Origin of the sequence: Actinomadura sp. RB99, assembly GCF_014706005.1 — a bacterium.
In the GTDB taxonomy this organism is placed as follows: domain Bacteria; phylum Actinomycetota; class Actinomycetes; order Streptosporangiales; family Streptosporangiaceae; genus Spirillospora.
The window spans coordinates 26,933-47,318 of record NZ_JABMCA010000034.1 but is presented as its reverse complement, the minus strand read 5'-3'; the positions used below and the strand labels follow the sequence as shown (position 1 = coordinate 47,318).

Here is a 20,386-nt window from a genome sequence, read left to right as displayed (position 1 = left end):
CCGAGTCTGCGGCTCCACTGCTCCAAGCGGTGTTGCCAGTTCGGGGCAGGCGCGGGCGGCTTCAGCGGCGCTCGGACGTGGTACTCGGGGCATGGTCGCGGACGCGGCGCCGACGGCGCCCTCGACGTGCAGCACGCCGGTCACGGCGGTGACGCCAGGCAGCGCGGCGACCCGTCCGTCACCGCGGCCGCGGCTACGATCACGACACGTAGCGCGGGGTGGTGTGGGCACCCAACGCCAGGTCGTGGAACGGGCGGTCGCGCACGTGTACTGAGCCCTTTGTCAGCGGCGGTGCGGGGACTGCTGATCACGTGATGGTCGCGGTGGGTGTGGCTTGGTGGGACGTCGAGAAGCCCCTGGTGGGACGGTTGATCCCTCACAATCGCTCGTCTGCATCAGGGGCTTCGCATGCTTTTGTTTCGTGCTTCGCTGCCGCTGTCGCGCCAGACCCCGGCCTACGCCGCCAGCGTCGTCTGCCGGCACCGCAAGAAGAGCGGCAGCAAGAGCCGGGTACTGCCGCCCGGCCTGCAGTGCGTCAGTCGATGGGACTGTGTCAACGCTACTGAGATCGGGCAGCGGGGCGGTCCATCACTCGGACACGGGCCATTCCTCGGCCAGGAGCGCGTATGAGAGACCGTCGAGCCATCCCTTGGTGCGGTGGAGAGAGTCTTTCACCGTGTGCTGTTCGCGGCGCATCCCAACCCGCTCCATCAGCCGCCACGATGGTTCGTTGTCGTAGAAACACTCCGCGTGCAGGCGGCGCAGGCCAAGACTCCTGAAGGCGACGTCGATGAGGGCGCGTACCGCTTCGGTGGCGTAGCCCTTGCCGCCGTAGGAGGGATCCAACGTCCACCCGAGCTCTCCTTGGACGCTTTTCGCCTGGTCAGCGACCTCCTCCTGGGCCCAAGCGTCCTGAACCTGCAGCGTCAGATCGCCGATCACCCGGCCGTCCAGTTCGACGACGATCAGGTCTGCGAGTCGCTCCTCACGGAGAAAACGCTCACGGTAGTCGTCGTACGTCGCCGTGGCGGCCGTGACCCAATCGTGGACCTCCGGCAGTTGCCGGAAGACCCAGGTCGCGTCCAGGTCGTCGGGAGTGGCCCGTCGCAACAGCAGTCGGTCGGTGGAAATCGGCCAGTCCAGCGTGTCAAGAGGGTGGCGCATGGGCTTCATGCTGGCAGAGAGCCGTGGTGACACAAAACGGATTACTGCGGGCGACGTCCCACACCGACGCGGCGATCGCCCTACAGGAACTGACGGGACACCGAAGCGACCAGGGCTCTTGGCAACCAGCGTTCCGAGAATCAAGTGGAGTCGCCGCCGCATCGAAGTTCAGGTGATCACGTGATGGTCGCGGTCGGTGTGGTTGCTGCGGAACGTCGAGACCTTCGCCGAACTGGGCGCGGGCTTCGTCGTCTCCACCACCAACGCGTGGCGCTACGTCAACGAGGCCATCGACGCGCTGGTCACCCGGTCGCCCCAACTCGGTGCCGCCAGCGATCGACCGGGTCGCCGCCGACCAGCCGTACTGCCTGGGGAAGCAGCACCAGGTCACCGCCGCCCTGGACGGGTGCCCTGCTGTGGGTGCCAGGGCCGCTGCGGCTCGGTCCACGACCTGGGCGCGGCCCGCACCTAGGGCGTCATCCGGACGTTGGCGGCCGCCGGACTGCTCGTGCTGGCCGACAATGCCTACCAGGGCGCCAGCGCTCACGACCCTCATGTCCTACAAGGGACGTGACAAGCCCGAACCACAGAAGGACGCCGACCGTCGACACGCCGAGCTTCGCGCGCCCGCAGAACGTGTGAACGCCCAGCTCAAGTCATGGTGAATCCTGCGGACGCTGCGCTTGCTGGAGACGCCCGCACGGATTGAAAAAAGGGCCGAAAAAATAGTTGAGTTTGCTGGCATGAGTCAATACATCAAGACGTTTCATGCGATCGAGATCGGCGACGGCGGCGATGGGCGTTGGGCCGCGCACGTCCGGCCGACAATGATGGGCGCGGAGAGTCGGCTGACCGAGGAAGGCCGGACCCCGCAGGGCGCGGTGCGGGCGCGGAGGCTGTTCGAGGTCCACATGCCCGAACTGGTCCCAGCGCTTGACCGGCTCTCCGGCCAACTGGCCACTCCATGGGCGGGCACCCTTCTCACGCTGGCCGCGGTGCGGCCGTTCTTCTCCGGCTGCACCCAGATCGGCGGCAAAGGCGCGTTGCTCAGGAACTACGACTTCGCCCCCGACCACTGCGAAGCCACCATCGTCTCCTCCCATTTCCTCCGGCCCGTGATCGGCATGCAAGAAGCGGGATGGGGCCTGCTGGACGGTATGAACGACGCCGGTCTCGCGATCTCACTCACCTTCGGCGGACGGTTCGTCCACGGGCCGGGATTCGCCATCCCCCTTGTGCTGCGCTATCTGCTGGAAACCTGCCAGGCCGTTGATGAAGCGATCGGGAGACTGCGCACCATACCCGTCGCGATCCCGCAGAACGTCACCCTCGTCGACCCGAACCAGGCCGTAACGGTCTTTGTGGGGCCCGACATCCCGCTGATCGAAGCGGCCGACAGTTGCGCCACCAACCACCAGCACCTACCGGTTCCAGACGAGCAGGAGCGATCCACCGGGACCCGCAGGCGACTGGCCGCCGTGCAAGCGGCGGGAGTTGACGTGACGGCGATGCTGCGACCACCGCTCTACCAGTACGGCTACGACCAGTGGCTGGGCACGGTGTACACAGCGCGCTACCGCCCCACCAGGGGCCATGTGACGTACCACTGGCCCGGCGAGCACTGGGAGCAGTCCTTCACCCGCTTCTCTCCAGGAGCACGCACCGTCACCTTGGGGAAGCGGGATGGGAACGACACCCCTTGACGCACCGCGCACGCGGGGACGGTGGCGGGACGATCGGGCGCCGTCGCGCCGGGATCGATCCGGCGCCCGAATGCGTGCCACTACCCGTCCGACCGCCTCGTGGGTGACGCAGGCGGCCCGAAATCTGGCTATACGAGTCTCGGGCGCGGTGCCTGGTCCACGGCCGTCACGGCAGGTTCCGCATCAGAATTCAGGTGGTGCTGACGAGCGTCCCAATGCCGCCGGAGCGGCCCAGCGTATGGCGGCCGTCGAGTCTGCCGGACCTTCAGCCCGACGTTCGCTCCCGCCCCCAGCCGTCTGCCACGCTGCCTAACGTTCCGGCAGGTCAAGCCAGGAAGCACCCGTGGCGGTGTGGGATGACGCTCATGGTGAGCCGAGTGGGGGCGGGAGGCCGCCGCAGCGTCGACCGGTGCGCACAAGAGGGGCGACGCTGGCCTGGGTGAGTCGCGGTGTAGGAGATCAGTACGCGAGCTCCCCGATGCCGCCGTCAACGCGCAGCACGGTGCCGGCTGTGTAGGCCGACTCGTCCGAGGCCAGGTAGACGGCCGCCTTGGCCAACTCGGTGGCGGTGCCGAGGCGGTGGAGGGGCACGGTCCTCCGGATTTCGTCGTAGATGGCGGCCTGTCGCTCTGGGCCGAGCGGCTTGAAGGTGTCGGTGACGGTCGGCCCCGGGCTCAGGCCGTTGACACGGATACCCCGGTCCTTCAGCTCATAGGTCAGCCCGCGGGAAAGGGAGAGCAGGCCGGCCTTGGCGGCGCCATAGACCGCTGCGTTCTCGTGTCCGATGAACGCGGAGACCGAGCCGACGAGGATGACCGAGGCCTGCCGTGAGAAGAGCGGCAGCAGGTCCTTGATCAGGAAGAACGGTGCCTTGAGGTTGGTGGCGACGAGTTTGTCGAATGCCTCTTCGGTCCATGCTTCGATCGGGAGGTGGGTGACGTCGGCGGCGTTGCTCATCAGGATGTCGAGCTTCGGCCACTCCTCCTGCAGCCGTGCCGCGAGCGCCGCCTGGCCGGGCGTGTCGCCGGCGTCGCTGAGGATGGGCAGCAGCGGGCCGTCCAGCTGGCGGGCGGCCTCGTCCAGCCGTTCCTTCGAGCGTCCCGTGATCGCGACGGTCGCTCCCTCGGCGAGGAACTCCCGGGCGGTCGCGAGCCCGATGCCGCCCGTCCCGCCCGTGATCAGTGCGTGCTTTCCCTCAAGACGACCCATCGAACTCATTCCTCTCACTCGCCAAGATGCGTGGTTTGGTAGCCGGCAACGATGACGGGTCGTCCCCGCCATCTCGGAGAACGCCGTACCGCCCTTGCCGTGTCGGCGGCAGGCGTGACGCAGGTCAGATGGCGGTGCGGCCGCCGTCGGCGGCCACGATGGCACCGGTCATGTAGCTGGCCTGGTCGCCGGCGATGAAGGCGATCACCTGGGCGACCTCGGCCGGGTCGGCGGCGCGCTTCAGAGCGGTGGTCAGCCCCATGCCGCCGAGGTCGGGCCCCATGGCCGCCACCACCTTGGAGGTGGTCATCGGGCCGGGCGCCACGGCGTTGACGCGCACGTTCGACGTGGCGAACTCGGCCGCCCAGGTGCGGGTCAAGGACTCCAGCGCCGCCTTGGTGGCGCCGTAGACCGCCATCGGCGGCATGCCCAGCGCGGCCGCGGTGGAGCTGACGTTGACGATGCTGCCGCCCCCGCCGGCGGCCATCTTCGGCGCGAGCCGGGCGGTCAGGACGAACGGTGCGCGCACGTTGACCGCGAAGGCGGCGTCGTAGTCGGCGATGTCCTGGTCGGCGGTCGCGCTGAACGGGACGACGCCCGCGTTGTTGACGAGGATGTCCACCGCCCCGGCGTCGTCGGCCAGCCGCTGCACGGCCTGCGGGTCTGCCAGGTCGGCGGGAACGAAGCGCACGGTGCCGGCCGCTCCGGCGGAGGCGGCCGCGCTCCGCACGTCGTCCACGACCTGGGCGCCACGGTCCGGGTCGGTGCCAGTGGTGATCACGTTCGCTCCGCCTGCGGCGAGGATCCGCGCCGTCGCGTGCCCGAGCCCGCCGATGGCGCCCGATCCGGTGATCAGCGCCGTCTTCCCGGTGAAGTCCATGTCGTCCTGCCTCTCGTCGCCCGGCGCGCGCGGGCGCCGAGGGACTTATGTGTGGCTGTTCAAGAAGTCCTGCGGACGTCACCATACGAGCTTTTGTGCACGCGGTCAAAAAGTCGTAGCCTGGAGGCATGGCACGGACCGGACGCCCCCGCGCATTCGACAAGGAACAGGCGCTGGAGCGCGCGCTCCTGCTGTTCTGGTCCCGGGGCTACGGAGCCACCTCCGTACAGGACCTCGTCGACGCGCTGGCCCTGGAGCGGGGCAGCCTGTACGGCGCCTTCGGCGACAAGCGGCAGTTCTACCTGGCGGCGGTCCAGCTTTACTGGGATACCTACGAGCGCGAGCTGGTTGCGGCGCTGGAGGCCGGGCCGGTGCTGCCGGCGCTGCGCGAGGTGCTCGCCAACCCGGTCCGGGCGCAGGAGTTCGCCTCCGACGTCGGCGCTCCGCAAGGGTGCATGATCGGCAACACCACCGCCGAACTCGTCCCGCACGATGCCGAGGCCGGCGAGATCGTGGCCCGCTCGCACGCCCGCTTCACCCAGATCGTCGCCGACGCGCTGCGGCGCGCGCAGGCCGACGGCGAGGTCACCCGGGACGCCACCCCCGAGGCCCAGGCCCGGCTGCTGCTGTTCACCGTCCAGGGCCTTTCCCTGGTCTCCCGCACCGGACTCGACACGACCGCCGCGCTCGCCGCCGTCGATGCCCTGATCGACGCCCTCCGCGCCTGACTCGCCGGACCGACTTCGGCGGCGTAGGCCGGGCCTAGCTTCCGCATGTCGCGGGAGGCGGCCGATCGCGCTCGGGTTCGGGAGGGAGAGCGGCACTTGGTCGTCGAGCGCGAGGCCACCACCTACGGCGGGACGGGCTGGTCGTGCACCCGTCGGACAGGCTCATCGTGAAGGGCATCCGCTGGGCGCCGCTGACCTGGCGCAGTGAGCCGAACTGACCCGGCAGTTGCGGGGCGCCGTCGGTCGGCGCCAGGTCGAGAGGGCAGAGGCGGCTCTGCAGCACAACCTCGGCCTCGGATGCGCCGCCGTCGTTGCCGGCTTCAGCCCTGACGGTGCCGAGCCGCCGACCATGGGGGCCGGTGTCGAACCCGGCTGGGACGACCCGCACGCCGACCCCGAGAAGGCGGTGCCGCCTCGACAAATCGAGGTGACCGCCCGGTCGGTGTGGTGGGGGTCGGCGTCCCATGGAGGCATCGAACCGGTCGGTGCCATGGCGCCACGGGCCCCGCAGCAGTCACCGTCCTGCACACGTCGGGCGGGCCGACAGCCCGATGACAACGCGCTCCGCTGAGACGGTGCGTCAGCACCGCCGCAGCTTGCGAGCATCAGGGGCGGATCGTCTCCGGCGAGGTTCGTCGTCCCGCCAAGAGCTCGCTTTCCAGCAGGGCGGGCGACTGGCCCGTCCCACTGCCCGAGTTCGATGGTGTGGGCCTCGTTCCGCCCGTTCCAGGAAGCTCAGGGGCGCACGCGAATGACCGTCTTGCCCTTGCGCCGCTCGGTCGGGTTGAGCACCGGGACGGCGTCGTCGAGGGTCGCGACGGTTCCGATTTGCGTGCGAAGGCGTCCGTCCCGCACCCGGTCGACGATCTCCACCAGCTGACTCGGGACGGACTCGACGACGAAGTCGACCGCGAGACCGTCGACAGGACGAGTCTCAGCGGGCCCGACCACCGACACCAGCGTCCCGCCGGGCCGGATGATGCTCGCCGAGCGCCTCTGGACGTCACCACCGATGACATCGAAGACCAGGTCGACGCCTCCGACGTCTTCGAGATCCCCGTCGTCGAGGGCGAGGAACTCGTTCGCGCCGAAGTCGAGCGCCGCTTGGCGGTCCGCTGCCCGCCCGGTACCGATGACGTAGGCGCCGAACTCCCGCGCGAGCTGCGTCACCATGGATCCGACCGCGCCGGCGGCGCCGTGTGCCAGGACGCTCTGCCCCGCCTGAAGACGACCATGCTGGAACAGGCCCTGCCACGCGGTCAGGCCGGAGATCGGCAGGCTCGCACCCACCGTGAAGTCGACGTCCCCGGGCAGCGGCGCGAGGTTGCGCGCCTCCACGGCCGCGTACTCGGCCAGGGTTCCGTCGCGGTGCCAGTCCGTGATCCCGAACACTCGCTGGCCCGGCGAGAGTCCCGTCGTGCCGTAGCCGAGGGAGGTGACCACTCCGGCGAACTCGTGGCCGATGATCGCCTGGACCCGGTCGTGACCGGAGCGGTCGACCCACGTCGAGGGCCACTCCCACTCTGCCGGGACGAAGCCGGACGCATGGACCTCAACGACGACATCGTTGATCGCCGGCGTCGGCTCAGGCCGCTCCGCCAGCTTGATCCCGGCCGCTTCCGCAGACTGATCAGTCGCGACGATCGCCTTCATTCTAACCTCCGTCTACCTCGTGCTCACCCGCTCTATGCGCAGGTCCGTGACTGTGTGTTCCCCGCTCAGGCAGAACGCGACGCGTTTCAGTGGTTCGGTACGGGCGGCCGGAGCCAACCGCTCAACGCCCTGGGCCATCGAGGGGACAAAGCGTTACCGTCTCTTCATGGGCGAGAGGTTTGACCGGCTTGTCGAGCGCCTCCTGGACGCGGTAGAGCAGTGGTTGTACCGCAAGGAGATGCACCGGTCGCCCAGATCGCCGAGCGCGGGTTATTCGCGTTATCACGACTCGGCTTGTCTCCACGAACACGGCGTGAAGAAGCTCCGGGGGATGGATTCGGGAGTTCCGAACTGGATTTGTCGTGACTGTGGTCGCATTGTCGGACGCGGCGTGCATTGGCACCCGTGACCGGATCGGGCGCTGGTCGTTGACGCGCGGGGCCCTCATCTCGATCGCCCCCGCCGAAATGAGGACCTCGCGCGGCTGGTGCGGGCCGTTGCGCATGACCAGACGGCGCCGCTGCTCGTCGAGGAACCGGGCGACGTAGGCGGGCGCCTCGGCCTCTTCTCGGCCGATCCGCAGGTCTCAGGCGTGCGCCTGGACACCATTTACCCCCCCAGGTGCACACCCTCGCCGCGACAGTGGTGTCCAAGGCCGTCATGGTCCGGACGGTGTGACCGTTGACGGACGTCGGGGAGCGCTCGATCAGTTCGCCTGCCCGACGGGGCCGCCGTCCGCCGCCGGCACGAAACGGGGGAGCCGGGCCGGGTTGATGTTGGCGAGTTCGTCGAAGGCGGCCCGTTCGTAGGCCTTGGCCCAGGCGAGGTCCGCATCGGACAGCCGGCCGGTGGCCAGGCCGGCGATCAGCCGCTCGCCGTAGTCGGTGTGGTCGTGCGAGGTCAGGACGAGCAGTTCCGGGAGTTCCCGGCGCAGCCACTGAATGCGGCGGATCGAGTCGACGTAGCGGGTCTCGCCGCCGGTCTGGATGGCGCGCACCTGGTCGACCGCAAGATGCCGGATGGTGTACATCGCGTCCCCGGTCAGGAGGAACCGGTGATCGACCAGCACGCTGGTGCTGCCGGGGCTGTGCCCTGGGGTGGGCAGGGCGATGACGCTGCCATCACCGAACACGTCCGCCGAGCCGGTGAAGCCGCCGAGGGCCGGGCCGGTGAACTCGAGCGGGCGCCAATCGGTGATCGCCGCGATCGACGGCGGATAGGCCAACGGCACGAGGCCCAACACCTTGTCCTCGCGCGCCGCGTATTCGGCCGCGCCCAGGTACACCGGGGCGTGTGCGAACAGGTTGAGCGCGCCGACGTGGTCCTCATGGAAATGCGTGATGAATACTGCGCGGATGTCCTCCGGGCGGTAGCCGAGCCGCGCGACTTGGGCCGGCATGGTCTCCTCGTCCGGCAGGTCGTACTCGTCGGCGTCCATCACGTGCTCCATGATCGAGCCGCGGTAGTAGTCGGTGTGCGCGGCCTGCTCCGGGCTGATCCCGGTGTCCACCAGGATCGGGCCGGCGGTCGGGTGCTCGAGCAGGTAGGCGTGGATCGGCACCCAGATGAAGTGGTCCTTGTCCGCGGCGAACTCGCTGATGGAGAACCCTTCCAGGCCACCGTAGAACTGGCCGAACGGGACCTTGGTGCGGCCGATGCGCAGCGGGTGGATGTTCATGACCGACTCCCCCTCCCTCACGTTGGAACGCAACCGTTCCGTCCTGTTGTAGGCTGCGGGCATGCCACGCAAGCGCGAGCCGGCCGGCGCCGCGGTACTCCAGGAGTCCGTCACCACCGCGATCGCCGCCGCGATGTTCGACGAGTTGGCCGAGACCGGATATGCCCGCATGTCCGTCGACGCGGTGGCCCGGCGGGCCGGTGTCGGCAAGGCCGCCGTGTACCGCCGCTGGCCGTCCAAGCAGGCCATGCTGCTCGACCTGCTCGCGGCGGCGGTGCGCCGGAGCGTGCCGGAGGTGCCGGATTCCGGGTCTCTGACCGGCGATGTGCGCGGCTTCCTGGATGTGATCATCGCGCAGGTCGCCGATCCGCGGATCAAACGGATCGCGCTGGACATGATGGCCGAGGCCACGCGCAGTCCCGAACTCGGCGCCGCGCTCCGCGAGGCGGTGGCCGGACCGCGCCGCGCCGCTGCCGACGCCGTGCTGCGCCGGGGGATCGAGCGCGGCGAACTGCCCGCCGACATCGACCGCGAACTGGGTCTCGACCTGCTGATCTCGCCGTTGCTGGGCCGCCTGCTGCTGACCGGGAGCCCCGTCGACGACGCCTACCTGACTCGGCTGACCACGGTCATCGCGGCCGGCCTCAACTCAGCGTGATGGCTGCACCGTGAACGCCTGAGCCGGCGTCCGGCCCATGAACTGCGCCGTGGCGGAGCGGAAGACGAGCCCGGCCCAGGTGTCGTTCTCCCCGTGCCAGGCCAACGGCATGATCTTTGGGGAAGACGGCGTGCCTGACCGCCGCGACGACGCCGTCCGGCAGCGCGGCGATGTTGCGGACGAACTCGTCGAGCTCGCGCGCGGCGGGCGCGGCCGGCGTCCCGTGTCGGTTCAGACGGCGAGAAGGTCCTTCACCTCGTCGGTGTGCAGGTCGGCGGCCGTGCCGGAGTGCCGGACCGTGCCGCCGTCGAGGATCACGAAGGCGTCGGCCAGGCGGAGGGCCAGGTCGAAGTACTGCTCGACGAGCAGGACCGCGAGGTCGCGGTCCCGGTGGAGTCCCTCGATGGCCTCCTCGATCTCGCGGATGATCGACGGCTGGACGCCCTCGGTCGGCTCGTCGAGGATGAGGAGGCGCGGGCGGGGCACCAGGGCGCGGGCGATCGCGAGTTGCTGCTGCTGCCCGCCCGACAGGAATCCGGCCCGGCGTTTCAGCAGCCCGGTCAGCCGTGGGAAGACCTCCAGGGCGTCGTCGATGGCGGTCCGGTCGGTCCGCCCTGTGGCCTCCAGGGTCACCTGGAGGTTCTCCCAGACGGTGAGCTGCGGGAACGTCTCGTGCCCTTGCGGCACGTAGCCCATGCCCGAGCGGACGCGCTGGAAGGTGCGCATCCGTGTCACGTCGGTGCCGTCGAAGGTGACCGTTCCGGCGGTCGGGGGGAGGAGGCCCATGATCGAGTTGAGCAGGGTGGTCTTCCCGACCCCGTTGCGGCCCATGACGGTGACGAGTTCGCCCGGGCGTACCGTCAGGTCCACTCCGAACAGCACCTGCGACCGCCCGTACGCGGCCTGCAATCCACTGACCTGGAGCATCATCTCGGCCATGCCGTCTCCCCGCTCGTGCTGAGGCCGCCGCCCGTTCCCTGGAGCGGCGCCCGCTGCTTCCGGCTCACGTCGCTCATGGCGTCTTCTCGTCCCTCGACCGGCCGAGGTAGACCTCCTGGACGCGGGGATCGGCCTGGACCGCGGCGACGTCCCCTTCCATGAGCACGCTGCCCTCATGCAGGACGGTCACCTGGGACGCGTACCGCCGGAGGAACTCCATGTCGTGCTCGACGACGATGACCGTGTGGTCCTTCGCGATCTCGACGAGCAGCTCGCCCGTCCGCTCGCGTTCGGTGCGGCTCATGCCCGCCACGGGTTCGTCGAGCAGCAGCAACCGGGGCCGCTGCGCGATCAGCATGCCGATCTCCAGCCACTGCCGCTGGCCGTGCGACAGCACCCCGGCGGGCCGGTCCGCCATGTCGGCCAGCCCGGTCCGCTCCAGCGCGGTCGCGACGGCCTCGGACGTGCCGCGCCGCTGCCGGAGCAGCGTGGCCAGCGGGCGGCGGAAGCAGGCGGCCAGGTCGATGTTCTCGGCCACCGTGAGTTCCTCGAAGACCACGGAGGTCTGGAACGTCCGCCCGATCCCGAGCCGCACGATGCGGTGCTCCCGCCGTCCCAGCAGGGAGGTGCCGGCGAAGCCCACCGATCCGCTCGCCGGCCGGGTCAGGCCCGTGATCACGTCGATCAGCGTGGTCTTCCCGGCTCCGTTGGGCCCGATCAGGAAGCGGAGTTCGCCCTGCCGCACGGTGAGATCGACGCCGTTGAGGGCGCGGAACCCGCCGAAGACGACCTCCAGCCCGCGGATCTCCAGAAGAGCGGGGGCCGCGGGGTCCGTGTGGGCGTCCGACGCGGGTGCTTCGGCGGGAGGGAAGGGAGACGTCATGGAGCGGCAACCTCCTTCTGTCCGTGCGCGGTGGACCCCGCCGGTTCCGGGACGGAGGACGGACCGGGATCCTTCCGGCGCCGTGCGATCGCCTCGCCGGCCCATCGGGCGGCACCGGCGACGCCGCCGGGCGCCACCATGATGACGAGGATGAACATCAGGCCCTGCAGGTAGACCCAGCCGCTCGGGTACTGCTCGCTGAACGTGGTGTGCGCCCAGTTGAGCAGGACTCCGCCGAGGGCCGCCCCGGCCAGCGAGAACCGTCCGCCGATGGCGACCGCGACCACGAGCTCGATGGACGGGACGACGCCGAGCAGCGAGGGCGAGATGATGCCGACGACCGGTACGTACAGGGCGCCGGCGATGCCCGCCATGGCGGCGGAGACGGCGAAGGCCACGGTCTTGACGGTGGCGGGGTTGTAGCCGAGGAACCGGACCCGGTCCTCGCCGTCGCGCACCGCGACCAGCAGCCGGCCGAAGCGGCTCTTCACCAGCTGGCGGGCGAGGAGGTACAGGGCGCCCAGCACGAGGGCCACCACGAAGTAGAAGACGCGCTTGGCGCCGTCGGTCTCCGGGTCCCGGCCGAAGACGTCGTAGAAGTGGGTGAGCCCGTTGGTGCCGCCGGTGAGACCCTGCTGGCCGACCAGCCAGATCGTGAAGGCGGCCGCCAGCGCCTGACTGAGGATGGCGAAGTAGGCGCCGCGCACGCGCTGGCGGAACACCAGGAGTCCCAGGAGCGCGGCCGCGGCGGCGGGCACGACCACCGCGGCCGCGATGGCGAACACGGGACTGGAGAAGGGCTTCCACAGCAGCGGCAACCGCTCCACGCCGCTCCAGACCATGAAGTCGGGGAGGTTGCCGGGCCCGGCGTCGTGGAGCTTGAGGTACATCGCCATCGAGTAGCCGCCGAGCCCGAAGAACACGCCCTGCCCGAGGGTGAGCATGCCGCCCTGGCCCCAGGCGAGCCCGATGCCGAGCGCGGCGATCGCGAAGCACAGGTACTTGGCGAGCAGGCCCAGCCGGAACGGGTCCAGGACGGCCGGCGCGACCACGAGGACCAGCAGCGCGACGGCCGTGAAGAGCGCGGGTCCGCGCATCCGCGCGGTCATGTCAGCGCCCGGCTGCGCAGGACGAACAGCCCCTGCGGGCGTGCCTGCAGGAACACCACGATCGCCACGAAGCCGATCACCTTGGCCAGGCTGGCGTCGGTCCAGAACTCGGCGTAGGAGTCCAGCAGCCCGAGGGCCAGCGCGGCGATGACCGCGCCGCGGAGCCGGCCGAGGCCGCCGGCGACCACGACCAGGAAGGCGTCGACGATGTAGTAGGTGCCGAGGTTGGGGCCGATCGGGCCGATCAGCGTCAGCGCGACGCCCGCGATCCCGGCGAGGCCGGACCCGATGAAGAAGGTGAGCTGGTCGACCCGTCCGGTGTTGACGCCGCTGCACGCGGCGAGCTGGCGGTTCTGCATCACCGAGCGCATCCGCCGGCCCTGCCGCGTCCGGTTCTGGTAGCCCCAGATCGCGAGCGCCGAGACCGCGGCGAGGACGATGATGAACAGCCGGGTGTAGGGCAGCTGCGACCCGAACATCCGGACGCCGCCGTCCAGCCAGCCGGGGGCGCGCACCTGGACGTTCGGCGCGCCGAAGATGTCGCGCGCGAGCTGCTGGAGGACGAGGCTGACCCCCCAGGTGAGCAGCAGCGTGTCGAGCGGCCGGCCGTAGAAGCGGCGGACGGCCGCCCGCTCCAGGACCAGGCCCATCGCGCCGGCGACGGCGAACGCGACCGGGAGCGCCGCCAGGACCGCCTCTCGTCCGGTCCAGTCCTGCAGGACGTACGCCGTGTAGGCGCCCGCCATCATGAACTCGCCGTGGGCCATGTTGATCACGCCCATCTGGCCGAAGGTGAAGGTCAGGCCGAGGGCCACCAGCATCAGGACGGCTGCGATGCTGAGGCCGATCGGCAACTGGCTGAGCAGGGCTTCCATGCGACTCCTCGGTGCCCTTGGTCGGCGGGTCCGTCGGGCCGCGCCGTCATCGGGCCGGCCGGGGCCGCCCGATGACGGCGGCGGGACGGGTCAGGACAGGCCGGCGGCCCACGGGTAGCTCTTGAGGTAGGGGTCCGGTGCGATCGGCTTGCCGGAGTCCCACACCTCCTTGATCGTGCCGTCGGGCTGGATCACGCCGATGCGGGCGGTCTTGTACATGTGGTGGTTGGCGCCGTCGATCGTCACCTTGCCTTCCGGCAGGTCGAGGGAGATGCCGCCCGCGGCCTTCTTCACCGCCTCGACCTCGGTCGTCCCGGCCTTCTGGACGGCCGCCGCCCACAGCTTGACGGCGTTGTAGCCCGCCTCCATCGGGTCGGAGGTCACCTTGTCCGCGCCGTACTTGGCCCTGAACGCCTTCACGAACGCCTCGTTGGTCTTGCCCGGGGTCGTCATGTAGTAGTTCCAGGCGACGAGCTGGCCTGCGACGTTGTCCACCCCGATGCCCTTGACCTCCTCTTCGGCGATGCTCACCGACATCACCGGCAGCGAGGACGCCGTCGCGCCGGCGCTCTTGAGCTGCTTGAAGAACGCGACGTTGCTGTCACCGTTGAGGGTGTTGAACACCGCGTCCGGCTTCGCCTGCATGACCTTGTTGACGAGCGTGCTGTACTCCGTCGCCCCCAACGGGGTGTACTCCTCGCCGAGAATGGTCATGCCATTGGCCTTGGCGTAGGCTTTGATCTCCTTGTTCGCGGTGCGCGGGAAGACGTAGTCGCTGCCGACGAGGAATATCTTCTTCTTGCCCTTCTCCTTGAGGTAGTCCAGGGCGGGCACGATCTGCTGGTTCGTGGTCGCGCCGGTGTAATAGATGTACGGCGAGCTTTCCAGGCCCTCGTATTGCACCGGATACCACAGCAGTGCCTTGTTGCGCTCGAAGACGGGCAGCATCGCCTTGCGGCTGGCCGACGTCCAGCCGCCGAAGACGGTCGCGACCTTGTCCTTGCGGATGAGCTTCTGCGCCTTCTCGGCGAAGGTGGGCCAGTCGGAGGCGCCGTCCTCGACGACCGGCTGGAGCTTCTTGCCGAGGACTCCGCCGGCGGCGTTGATCTCGTCGATCGCCATCAGCTCGGAATTCTTGACGGTGACCTCGCTGATGGCCATGGTCCCGCTCAGCGAGTGCAGGACACCGACCTTGATGGTGTTCCCGCTCGCCGCCGCCGTTCCGCCCGAGGATTCCGAGTCGCCGCAGGCGGCCAGGGACAGCAGCGTCGCGGCGGCCATGGCGGCCAATACCGGCAGAGATTTCCTGAGCACGTACCACTCCTTGCGGACAGGCCCCGAAACCGGTGGGCGGATCGCTCACCGTGTGAGTCGGGTTAATGCAAGCCGCGAGCTGTGTCCTCGGTAATTCTGCTTTGTATCCGGTGCGTCAACTGAACCTCACCGGCGGGGCATGCCCGGTGCCGGCCCCGGTTTACTCAGCCGGTCGCGAGGCTCTCGCCGTGGACGAGCCGGCGGCGGAGCGCCGCGGAGTCGGCCGCGAGCGCGGCGACCAGGACCCCCGGTCCCGCGAGCGGCATGACCGCGAGCCCTTCGGCGGCATGCGGCTCCTTCGCCAGCCCGGGACCGACGAGCAGCACGCTTCCGGTGCAGGTCGCGCCGCCCAGCACGGCGCCGCTGGTGTGCAGGGTGCGGTCGGGCAGCCGCAGCTCATGCCGCAGGACCGGGTCGCCGCCGCTGGTGACGTCGACGCGGGCGGTGTAGCGGCCCGGCGGTTCGCCGTGCCGGCCCAGGACGAGTTCCTCGCGCCACCGCAGGGTGGCGCCGTCCGCGAGCGCGATCTCGGTGACCGAACGGTGGTGGCAGCCCGCCGTCGCGACCGCCGGCTCCAAGGCGAGGTCAAGGTGGCCGCCCGGTCCGACCGCGGCCCGCACGTACGCTCGGGACTCGCCGGCGCCGGGGAGCAGCAGCGCGCTCGCGACGGACCGGACGGCGAGGGCGGCGCCCGCCGCGACGTCCAGTTCGAGGTGCAGCTCGTCCCCTCCGAGGGGTCCCGCGGCGGCCCCGACCAGGTAGACGGCGTCCGGGGCGGCGCGCAGCGCGTACGGCCCGTCGGAGCGCAGCGTCGCCAGCCGGGTCCGCCCGTCGGCGCCGAGCTCGACGTGGACTGCGGCGCGCGCCGTGTAGTGCCGGGTCACGGAGCCCCGGGAGCGACCGCCGGCCGCGCGGTGCCCGCCTCGGACCGGGCCGCGTGCGTCTCCTCGAGGACGGACCGGACCCAGCCGGCCACCTCCGGAGCACCGGGACGCTCCCGCAGCGAACTGAAGATCACCGGCTTTCCGCGGCGCACCTGCGCCGCGTCGCGGTCCATCACGCCCAGGTCGGCGCCGACGAGCGGGGCCAAGTCGGTCTTGTTGACGACCAGCAGGTCCGCGCCGCTCACTCCGGGCCCCCCTTTGCGGGGGACCTTGTCGCCGCCGGAGACGTCGAGGACGAAGATCTGCCGGTCGACGAGCCCCCGGCTGAACGTCGCGGTGAGGTTGTCGCCGCCGCTCTCCACGATGACGAGGTGGAGCGGCGCGTGCCGCCGTTCCAGCGACTCGACGGCGTCGAGGTTGGCGGAGATGTCGTCGCGGATGGCCGTGTGCGGGCAGCATCCGGTCCGGACGGCGGCGATCCGGTCGTCCGACAGGACCGCGTTGCGCCGCAGGAAGTCGGCGTCCTCGGTCGTGTAGATGTCGTTGGTCACCACGGCGAGGTGGAGTTCGTCGCGGAGCGTCCGGCACAGCGCCGCCACCAGCGCGGTCTTGCCACTGCCGACCGGACCGCCGACGCCCAGCCGCAGGGCCCGCCCGTGGGCCGACGGTGCCGGGTGGGGATCGTGATCGTGGTTCGCGCCCATTCGGGACGTCCTCTCCGGCGGCGTGTCCCGGTCGGGACGATCGCCGCCCTGCTCGTGTGGTGGCCGTGGGTGGTGGTCTCTGCCGCGGGATCAGGATTCGAACAGGCGCAGGTCCGCCTGGAGGTGCAGTTCGGCGAAGATGTCGAGGGCGGGTGCCGAAGCGGCCGGAAGCTCTCGGGGATCACCGCGCGCGTGTCCGGCGGCCTCGGCGGCGACCGCGTCCACCTGCGGAGCCAGGTCCGCGAGCGCGCGGTGCACGGCCAGCGGGTCGAGCCCGAGCAGGCGCACGGCCGCGGACGCGGGGCCGGCGACCGCCCCGTACGCGCCGATCGAGGCGGCGTCCGCGGGGGAGCCTCCGGTGACGGCGACGGCGGCGCCGAGGACGAGCGGGTGGTGCGGAGCGGAGAAGGCCGCGAGGGCGTCCAGTACCGGGTGCGGCGACATGGCGCGGACGGCGCGCAGCAGCGACCGGCCCTGGGCCCGTGAGGCCCGGCGGCCGGCGGGGGAGGGCATCCTGGCGTCGGCTTCGGCGTCGAGCACCGACCATGCCTCGTGCCCGCCAAGGCCGCCGTCCCCGTCGTCCCCGCCGGCTTCGCCGCGCGTACGCGCCGTCCCGTCCACGGTGCGGGCCGCGTGGGCGCAGGCGGCGGCCGAGAGCGCGGCGGCGACCAGTCCGGTGGTGGCGAGGCGCCCGCGCAGGAAGGCCGTGAGCGTCGGGAGGTCGGTGACCGCGCCCGCCTCCGCCGCCGGTTCCAGCCCGCCGGAGTGGGCGTGGCCGCCCGCCGGGAGCCGGGAGTCGGCGAGAAGCAGCAGCGGTGCCGGCAGCGCCATCAGAACAGGAAGTAGCGCTGCGCCATCGGCAGCTCGGTCGCGGGGGAGGGCTCCACGTCGTCGCCGTCGATCGACACCGTGAAGGTGTCCGGGTCGACGTCGATCCGGGGGAGCGCGTCGTTGAGCACCATGTCCGCCTTGCCCACCAGGCGCGTGTCCTTGACCGGCACCAGAGCGCGGTCCACCGCGAGCCGGTCGGCCAGCCCCGCGTCGATCGCGGCGGGGGCCACGAAGTGCACCGAGGTGGCGGCGGCGGTGCGCGGCGCGGCACCGAACATCGGCCGGGGCAGCACCGGCTGCGGCGTGGGGATCGAGGCGTTGGCGTCGCCCATCGCCGCCCAGGCGATGACCCCGCCCTTGACGACCACCTGCGGGCGGACGCCGAAGAAGGCGGGATGCCACAGCACCAGGTCGGCGAGCTTGCCCGGCTCCACCGAGCCGATCTCGCCGTCGAGGCCGTGCGCGATGGCCGGGTTGATCGTGTACTTGGCGACGTAGCGGCGGGCCCGCAGGTTGTCGGCCGGCTCCGCGGCGCCGCCCTCGCCCGGGGAGCCGCGGCGGAGCTTCATGACGTGCGCGGTCTGCCAGGTGCGGATCACCGTCTCGCCGATCCGTCCCATGGCCTGCGAGTCCGACCCGATCATCGCGATCGCGCCGAGGTCGTGCAGGACGTCCTCGGCGGCCATGGTCGTCGGCCGGATGCGCGACTCGGCGAAGGCCAGGTCCTCGGGCACCGACGGGTTCAGGTGGTGGCACACCATGAGCATGTCGAGGTGCTCGTCGAGGGTGTTGACGGTGTGCGGCCGGGTCGGATTGGTGGAGGAGGGCAGCACGTTGGGGTACGCGGCGATGGTGATGATGTCGGGCGCGTGCCCGCCGCCCGCGCCCTCGGTGTGGTACGCGTGGATCGACCGGCCGGCGATGGCGCCGAGCGTCGACTCGACGTACCCCGCCTCGTTCAGGGTGTCGGAGTGCAGGGCGACCTGCACCCCGGACGCGTCGGCGACCCGCAGGCAGGCGTCGATGGCCGCCGGGGTCGAACCCCAGTCCTCGTGCAGCTTGAAGCCGGACGCCCCGGCGCGCAGCTGCTCCCACAGCGCCTCCTCGCCGACCGTGTTGCCCTTGCCGAGGAGCGCGACGTTCACCGGCCACGAGTCGAGCGACTCCAGCATCCGGGCCAGGTACCAGGCTCCGGTCACGGTCGTGGCCTTCGTCCCCTCGGCCGGGCCGGTCCCGCCTCCGATCACGGTGGTGACCCCGGCGCCGAGCGCCTCCTCCAGCAGCTGCGGGCAGATGAGGTGGACGTGGGAGTCCACCGCCCCGGCGGTCAGGATGCGGCCGTTGCCCGCCAGCACCTCGGTGGACGGCCCGATCACCAGGTCCGGGTGGACGCCGTCCATCGTGTCGGGGTTACCGGCCTTGCCGAGCGCGACGATCCTGCCGTCGCGGACCCCGACGTCGGCCTTGACGACGCCCCAGTGGTCCAGCACCACGGCCCCGGTGACGACCAGGTCGAGGGCGCCGTCCGCGCGCGTGGTGCGCGCCTGCCCCATCGACTCGCGGATCACCTTGCCGCCCCCGAAGACCGCCTCGTCGCCCGCTCCCGCGCCGCGGCTCCGGTCCTCGGTCACCTCGATGAACAGGTCGGTGTCGGCCAGCCGTATCCGGTCTCCGGCGGTGGGGCCGTACAGCTGCGCGTACCGGGCCCGTGAGAGGTCAGCCATCCAGCGCTCCGGCCTGCTCGGGCCGCAGACCCGGCACCACCCGGTTCCCGGCCAGCGGCACCAGCGCGACCTCCCGGGTCAGGCCCGGCTCGAACCGCACCGACGTGCCCGCCGGGACGTCGAGCCGGTGTCCCCAGGCCGCGGACCGGTCGAACTCCAGCGCCGGGTTCGCCACCGCGAAGTGGTAGTGCGACCCGACCTGGACGGGCCGGTCGCCGGTGTTGACGACGGTGACGGCCGTGCGCGGGCGTCCGGGGTTGAGGGCGACCGGCGGCCCGTCTCCGGGGACGACCTCGCCCGGAACGAGAGGGCGCCCGCTCACGGGATCGGCCGGTGGACGGTGACGAGCTTGGTGCCGTCGGGGAAGGTCGCCTCGACCTGCACCGAGTCGAGCATCTCCGGAATGCCTTCCATGACGTCCTCCCGTGTCAGCACCGTCCGGCCGGACTCCATCAACTCGGCGACCGACCGCCCGTCCCTCGCGCCCTCCAGCACGTGGACCGCGATGACCGCGGTCGCCTCCGGATGGTTGAGCCGCAGACCGCGAGCGCGGCGCGCCTGCGCGACCGACGCGGCGACGTGCAGCAGCAGGCGCTCCTGTTCATGTGGGCTGATCAGCACGCTCCGGACCCTACTGGCCGGAAGGGAACACGACGCCGGGCGTATTGCGGATTTAACAGCGAATTAACGTGTTCGGCACAGGAGGGCCCGAGCCCTGCTTCAAAAAGGCAGAACAGAGCCATTCTGAGCTTCTGCGCGGAAAGTATCTCGGCGAAATCGAAACGGTCCGGTGTTCACCAACGTTCCCAGTGCAGGACCTGGTCGCGTGGAATGCGGGGTGCGGGTTTGAAGTCGGTGCCGATCGCGTAGGCGAGCGGGATGAACGCGGCGAGCATGACCTCGTTGTAGGGGACGCCCAGTGCCGCGGCGAGTTCGTGTTCGAGGGGGCCTTGGGCGGTGGTCCAGGTGGTGCCGAGGCCGCGGGCGCGGGCGGCGAGCATGAAGCTCCAGGTCGCGGGCAGGATGGAGCCCCATGTGCCGGATTGGACGGCCGCCGAGGCGTGATCGGTGCGTCCTTCGATGGCGGGGATGACGAACGCCGGGACGCGGTGGATGTTGTCGGTCAGGTGCCGCAGCCCGTCGAACACGCCCTGGGTGGAGCGCGGAGCGTGGTTCATGCGGCGGATGTCGTGTTCGTTGAGTGGCTGCCCCTCCGCGGCGGCGAGCGCGCGGCGGAAGATGTCGCCCACCTTGCGGCGCAGGCGCGGCTCGGTGACCACGATGAAGTGCCAGCGCTGCCGGTTGCGTCCGGTGGGGGCCTGGGTGGCCAGGTCGACGCACTCCTCGATGAGGCGGCGCGGGACGGGCCTGTCGAAGTCGAGCCGCTTGCGGACGGCTCGGGTGGTGGACAGCAGTTCGTCGGGGGTCAGGTCGAGGGTCATCGCGGTGC

Annotated in this window: 20 protein-coding genes and 1 pseudogene; 3 read left to right on the top strand and 18 right to left on the bottom strand. The window is 70.7% G+C overall.

Going from position 1 to position 20,386, the window contains the following annotated elements; translation table 11 throughout:
- Positions 1-588 precede the first annotated feature (588 nt).
- Positions 589-1,164 (bottom strand): GNAT family N-acetyltransferase, encoded by a 576-nt coding sequence (locus amrb99_RS27365; protein WP_190861244.1) that lies wholly within the window; start codon positions 1,162-1,164, stop codon positions 589-591.
- 683 nt (positions 1,165-1,847) lie between these two features.
- Here amrb99_RS27365 and amrb99_RS27360 point away from each other — a divergent pair.
- Complete coding sequence (locus amrb99_RS27360; protein ID WP_206700127.1) at positions 1,848-2,867, top strand: C45 family peptidase; 1,020 nt, start codon at positions 1,848-1,850, stop codon at positions 2,865-2,867.
- Between the two features lie 459 nt (positions 2,868-3,326).
- On the opposite strand, the gene amrb99_RS27355 is transcribed toward amrb99_RS27360, so the two are convergent.
- Together amrb99_RS27355 and amrb99_RS27350 are read right to left on the bottom strand one after the other, a co-directional pair.
- The gene (locus amrb99_RS27355) at positions 3,327-4,076 is read right to left on the bottom strand and encodes an SDR family oxidoreductase (protein WP_190861242.1); all 750 of its coding nucleotides are present in this window, start codon (positions 4,074-4,076) and stop codon (positions 3,327-3,329) included.
- Positions 4,077-4,200: 124 nt separating this feature from the next.
- Complete coding sequence (locus amrb99_RS27350) at positions 4,201-4,956, bottom strand: SDR family oxidoreductase (protein ID WP_190861240.1); 756 nt, start codon at positions 4,954-4,956, stop codon at positions 4,201-4,203.
- A gap of 128 nt (positions 4,957-5,084) precedes the next feature.
- Here amrb99_RS27350 and amrb99_RS27345 point away from each other — a divergent pair, with 128 nt between their 5' ends.
- Positions 5,085-5,684 (top strand): TetR/AcrR family transcriptional regulator, encoded by a 600-nt coding sequence (locus amrb99_RS27345; protein ID WP_190861238.1) that lies wholly within the window; start codon positions 5,085-5,087, stop codon positions 5,682-5,684.
- A 735-nt stretch (positions 5,685-6,419) separates the two neighbouring features.
- Here amrb99_RS27345 and amrb99_RS27340 read toward each other — a convergent pair.
- The 3 genes and pseudogenes from amrb99_RS27340 to amrb99_RS27335 form a co-directional block, all read right to left on the bottom strand.
- On the bottom strand, positions 6,420-7,337 hold the full coding sequence (locus amrb99_RS27340; protein ID WP_190861236.1) for an NADP-dependent oxidoreductase: 918 nt from the start codon (positions 7,335-7,337) through the stop codon (positions 6,420-6,422).
- 418 nt (positions 7,338-7,755) lie between these two features.
- Positions 7,756-7,902 (bottom strand): annotated as a pseudogene (locus tag amrb99_RS51475) (IS256 family transposase); the annotation flags it as partial.
- A gap of 141 nt (positions 7,903-8,043) precedes the next feature.
- The gene (locus tag amrb99_RS27335; protein ID WP_241755976.1) at positions 8,044-9,255 is read right to left on the bottom strand and encodes an N-acyl homoserine lactonase family protein; all 1,212 of its coding nucleotides are present in this window, start codon (positions 9,253-9,255) and stop codon (positions 8,044-8,046) included.
- Between amrb99_RS27335 and amrb99_RS27330 the strand changes: the two genes are divergently transcribed.
- The gene (locus amrb99_RS27330; protein ID WP_347256883.1) at positions 9,149-9,673 is read left to right on the top strand and encodes a TetR/AcrR family transcriptional regulator; all 525 of its coding nucleotides are present in this window, start codon (positions 9,149-9,151) and stop codon (positions 9,671-9,673) included. The genes amrb99_RS27335 and amrb99_RS27330 overlap by 107 nt on opposite strands.
- Before the next feature lie 231 nt (positions 9,674-9,904).
- On the opposite strand, the gene urtE is transcribed toward amrb99_RS27330, so the two are convergent.
- The 12 genes from urtE to amrb99_RS27270 form a co-directional block, all read right to left on the bottom strand.
- On the bottom strand, positions 9,905-10,612 hold the full coding sequence (gene urtE / locus amrb99_RS27325) for an urea ABC transporter ATP-binding subunit UrtE (protein WP_241755974.1): 708 nt from the start codon (positions 10,610-10,612) through the stop codon (positions 9,905-9,907).
- A 73-nt stretch (positions 10,613-10,685) separates the two neighbouring features.
- On the bottom strand, positions 10,686-11,495 hold the full coding sequence (gene urtD, locus amrb99_RS27320) for an urea ABC transporter ATP-binding protein UrtD (protein WP_190861230.1): 810 nt from the start codon (positions 11,493-11,495) through the stop codon (positions 10,686-10,688).
- Positions 11,492-12,592 (bottom strand): urea ABC transporter permease subunit UrtC, encoded by a 1,101-nt coding sequence (urtC, locus tag amrb99_RS27315; RefSeq protein ID WP_347256882.1) that lies wholly within the window; start codon positions 12,590-12,592, stop codon positions 11,492-11,494. The genes urtD and urtC overlap by 4 nt, the downstream gene beginning before the upstream one ends.
- Before the next feature lie 8 nt (positions 12,593-12,600).
- Positions 12,601-13,479: an urea ABC transporter permease subunit UrtB gene (gene urtB / locus amrb99_RS27310; RefSeq protein WP_190861226.1), complete on the bottom strand. Its 879-nt coding sequence runs from the start codon at positions 13,477-13,479 to the stop codon at positions 12,601-12,603.
- 90 nt (positions 13,480-13,569) lie between these two features.
- Complete coding sequence (gene urtA / locus amrb99_RS27305) at positions 13,570-14,760, bottom strand: urea ABC transporter substrate-binding protein (protein ID WP_190861326.1); 1,191 nt, start codon at positions 14,758-14,760, stop codon at positions 13,570-13,572.
- A gap of 197 nt (positions 14,761-14,957) precedes the next feature.
- Positions 14,958-15,677, bottom strand: a complete 720-nt coding sequence (locus amrb99_RS27300) for an urease accessory protein UreD (RefSeq protein WP_190861224.1) — start codon at positions 15,675-15,677, stop codon at positions 14,958-14,960.
- On the bottom strand, positions 15,674-16,381 hold the full coding sequence (gene ureG, locus amrb99_RS27295; protein ID WP_190861222.1) for an urease accessory protein UreG: 708 nt from the start codon (positions 16,379-16,381) through the stop codon (positions 15,674-15,676). The genes amrb99_RS27300 and ureG overlap by 4 nt, the downstream gene beginning before the upstream one ends.
- Before the next feature lie 90 nt (positions 16,382-16,471).
- The gene (locus amrb99_RS27290) at positions 16,472-17,212 is read right to left on the bottom strand and encodes an urease accessory UreF family protein (protein WP_190861220.1); all 741 of its coding nucleotides are present in this window, start codon (positions 17,210-17,212) and stop codon (positions 16,472-16,474) included.
- Positions 17,212-18,936: an urease subunit alpha gene (locus amrb99_RS27285; RefSeq protein WP_190861218.1), complete on the bottom strand. Its 1,725-nt coding sequence runs from the start codon at positions 18,934-18,936 to the stop codon at positions 17,212-17,214. The genes amrb99_RS27290 and amrb99_RS27285 overlap by 1 nt, the downstream gene beginning before the upstream one ends.
- The gene (locus amrb99_RS27280; RefSeq protein WP_190861216.1) at positions 18,929-19,258 is read right to left on the bottom strand and encodes an urease subunit beta; all 330 of its coding nucleotides are present in this window, start codon (positions 19,256-19,258) and stop codon (positions 18,929-18,931) included. The genes amrb99_RS27285 and amrb99_RS27280 overlap by 8 nt, the downstream gene beginning before the upstream one ends.
- A complete protein-coding gene (locus tag amrb99_RS27275; RefSeq protein WP_190861208.1) occupies positions 19,255-19,557 on the bottom strand; it encodes an urease subunit gamma in 303 nt (100 codons plus the stop codon). The genes amrb99_RS27280 and amrb99_RS27275 overlap by 4 nt, the downstream gene beginning before the upstream one ends.
- Positions 19,558-19,730: 173 nt before the next feature.
- Positions 19,731-20,378, bottom strand: coding sequence for a nitroreductase family protein (locus amrb99_RS27270; protein ID WP_190861206.1), 648 nt, complete (start codon positions 20,376-20,378; stop codon positions 19,731-19,733).
- Positions 20,379-20,386 lie beyond the last annotated feature (8 nt).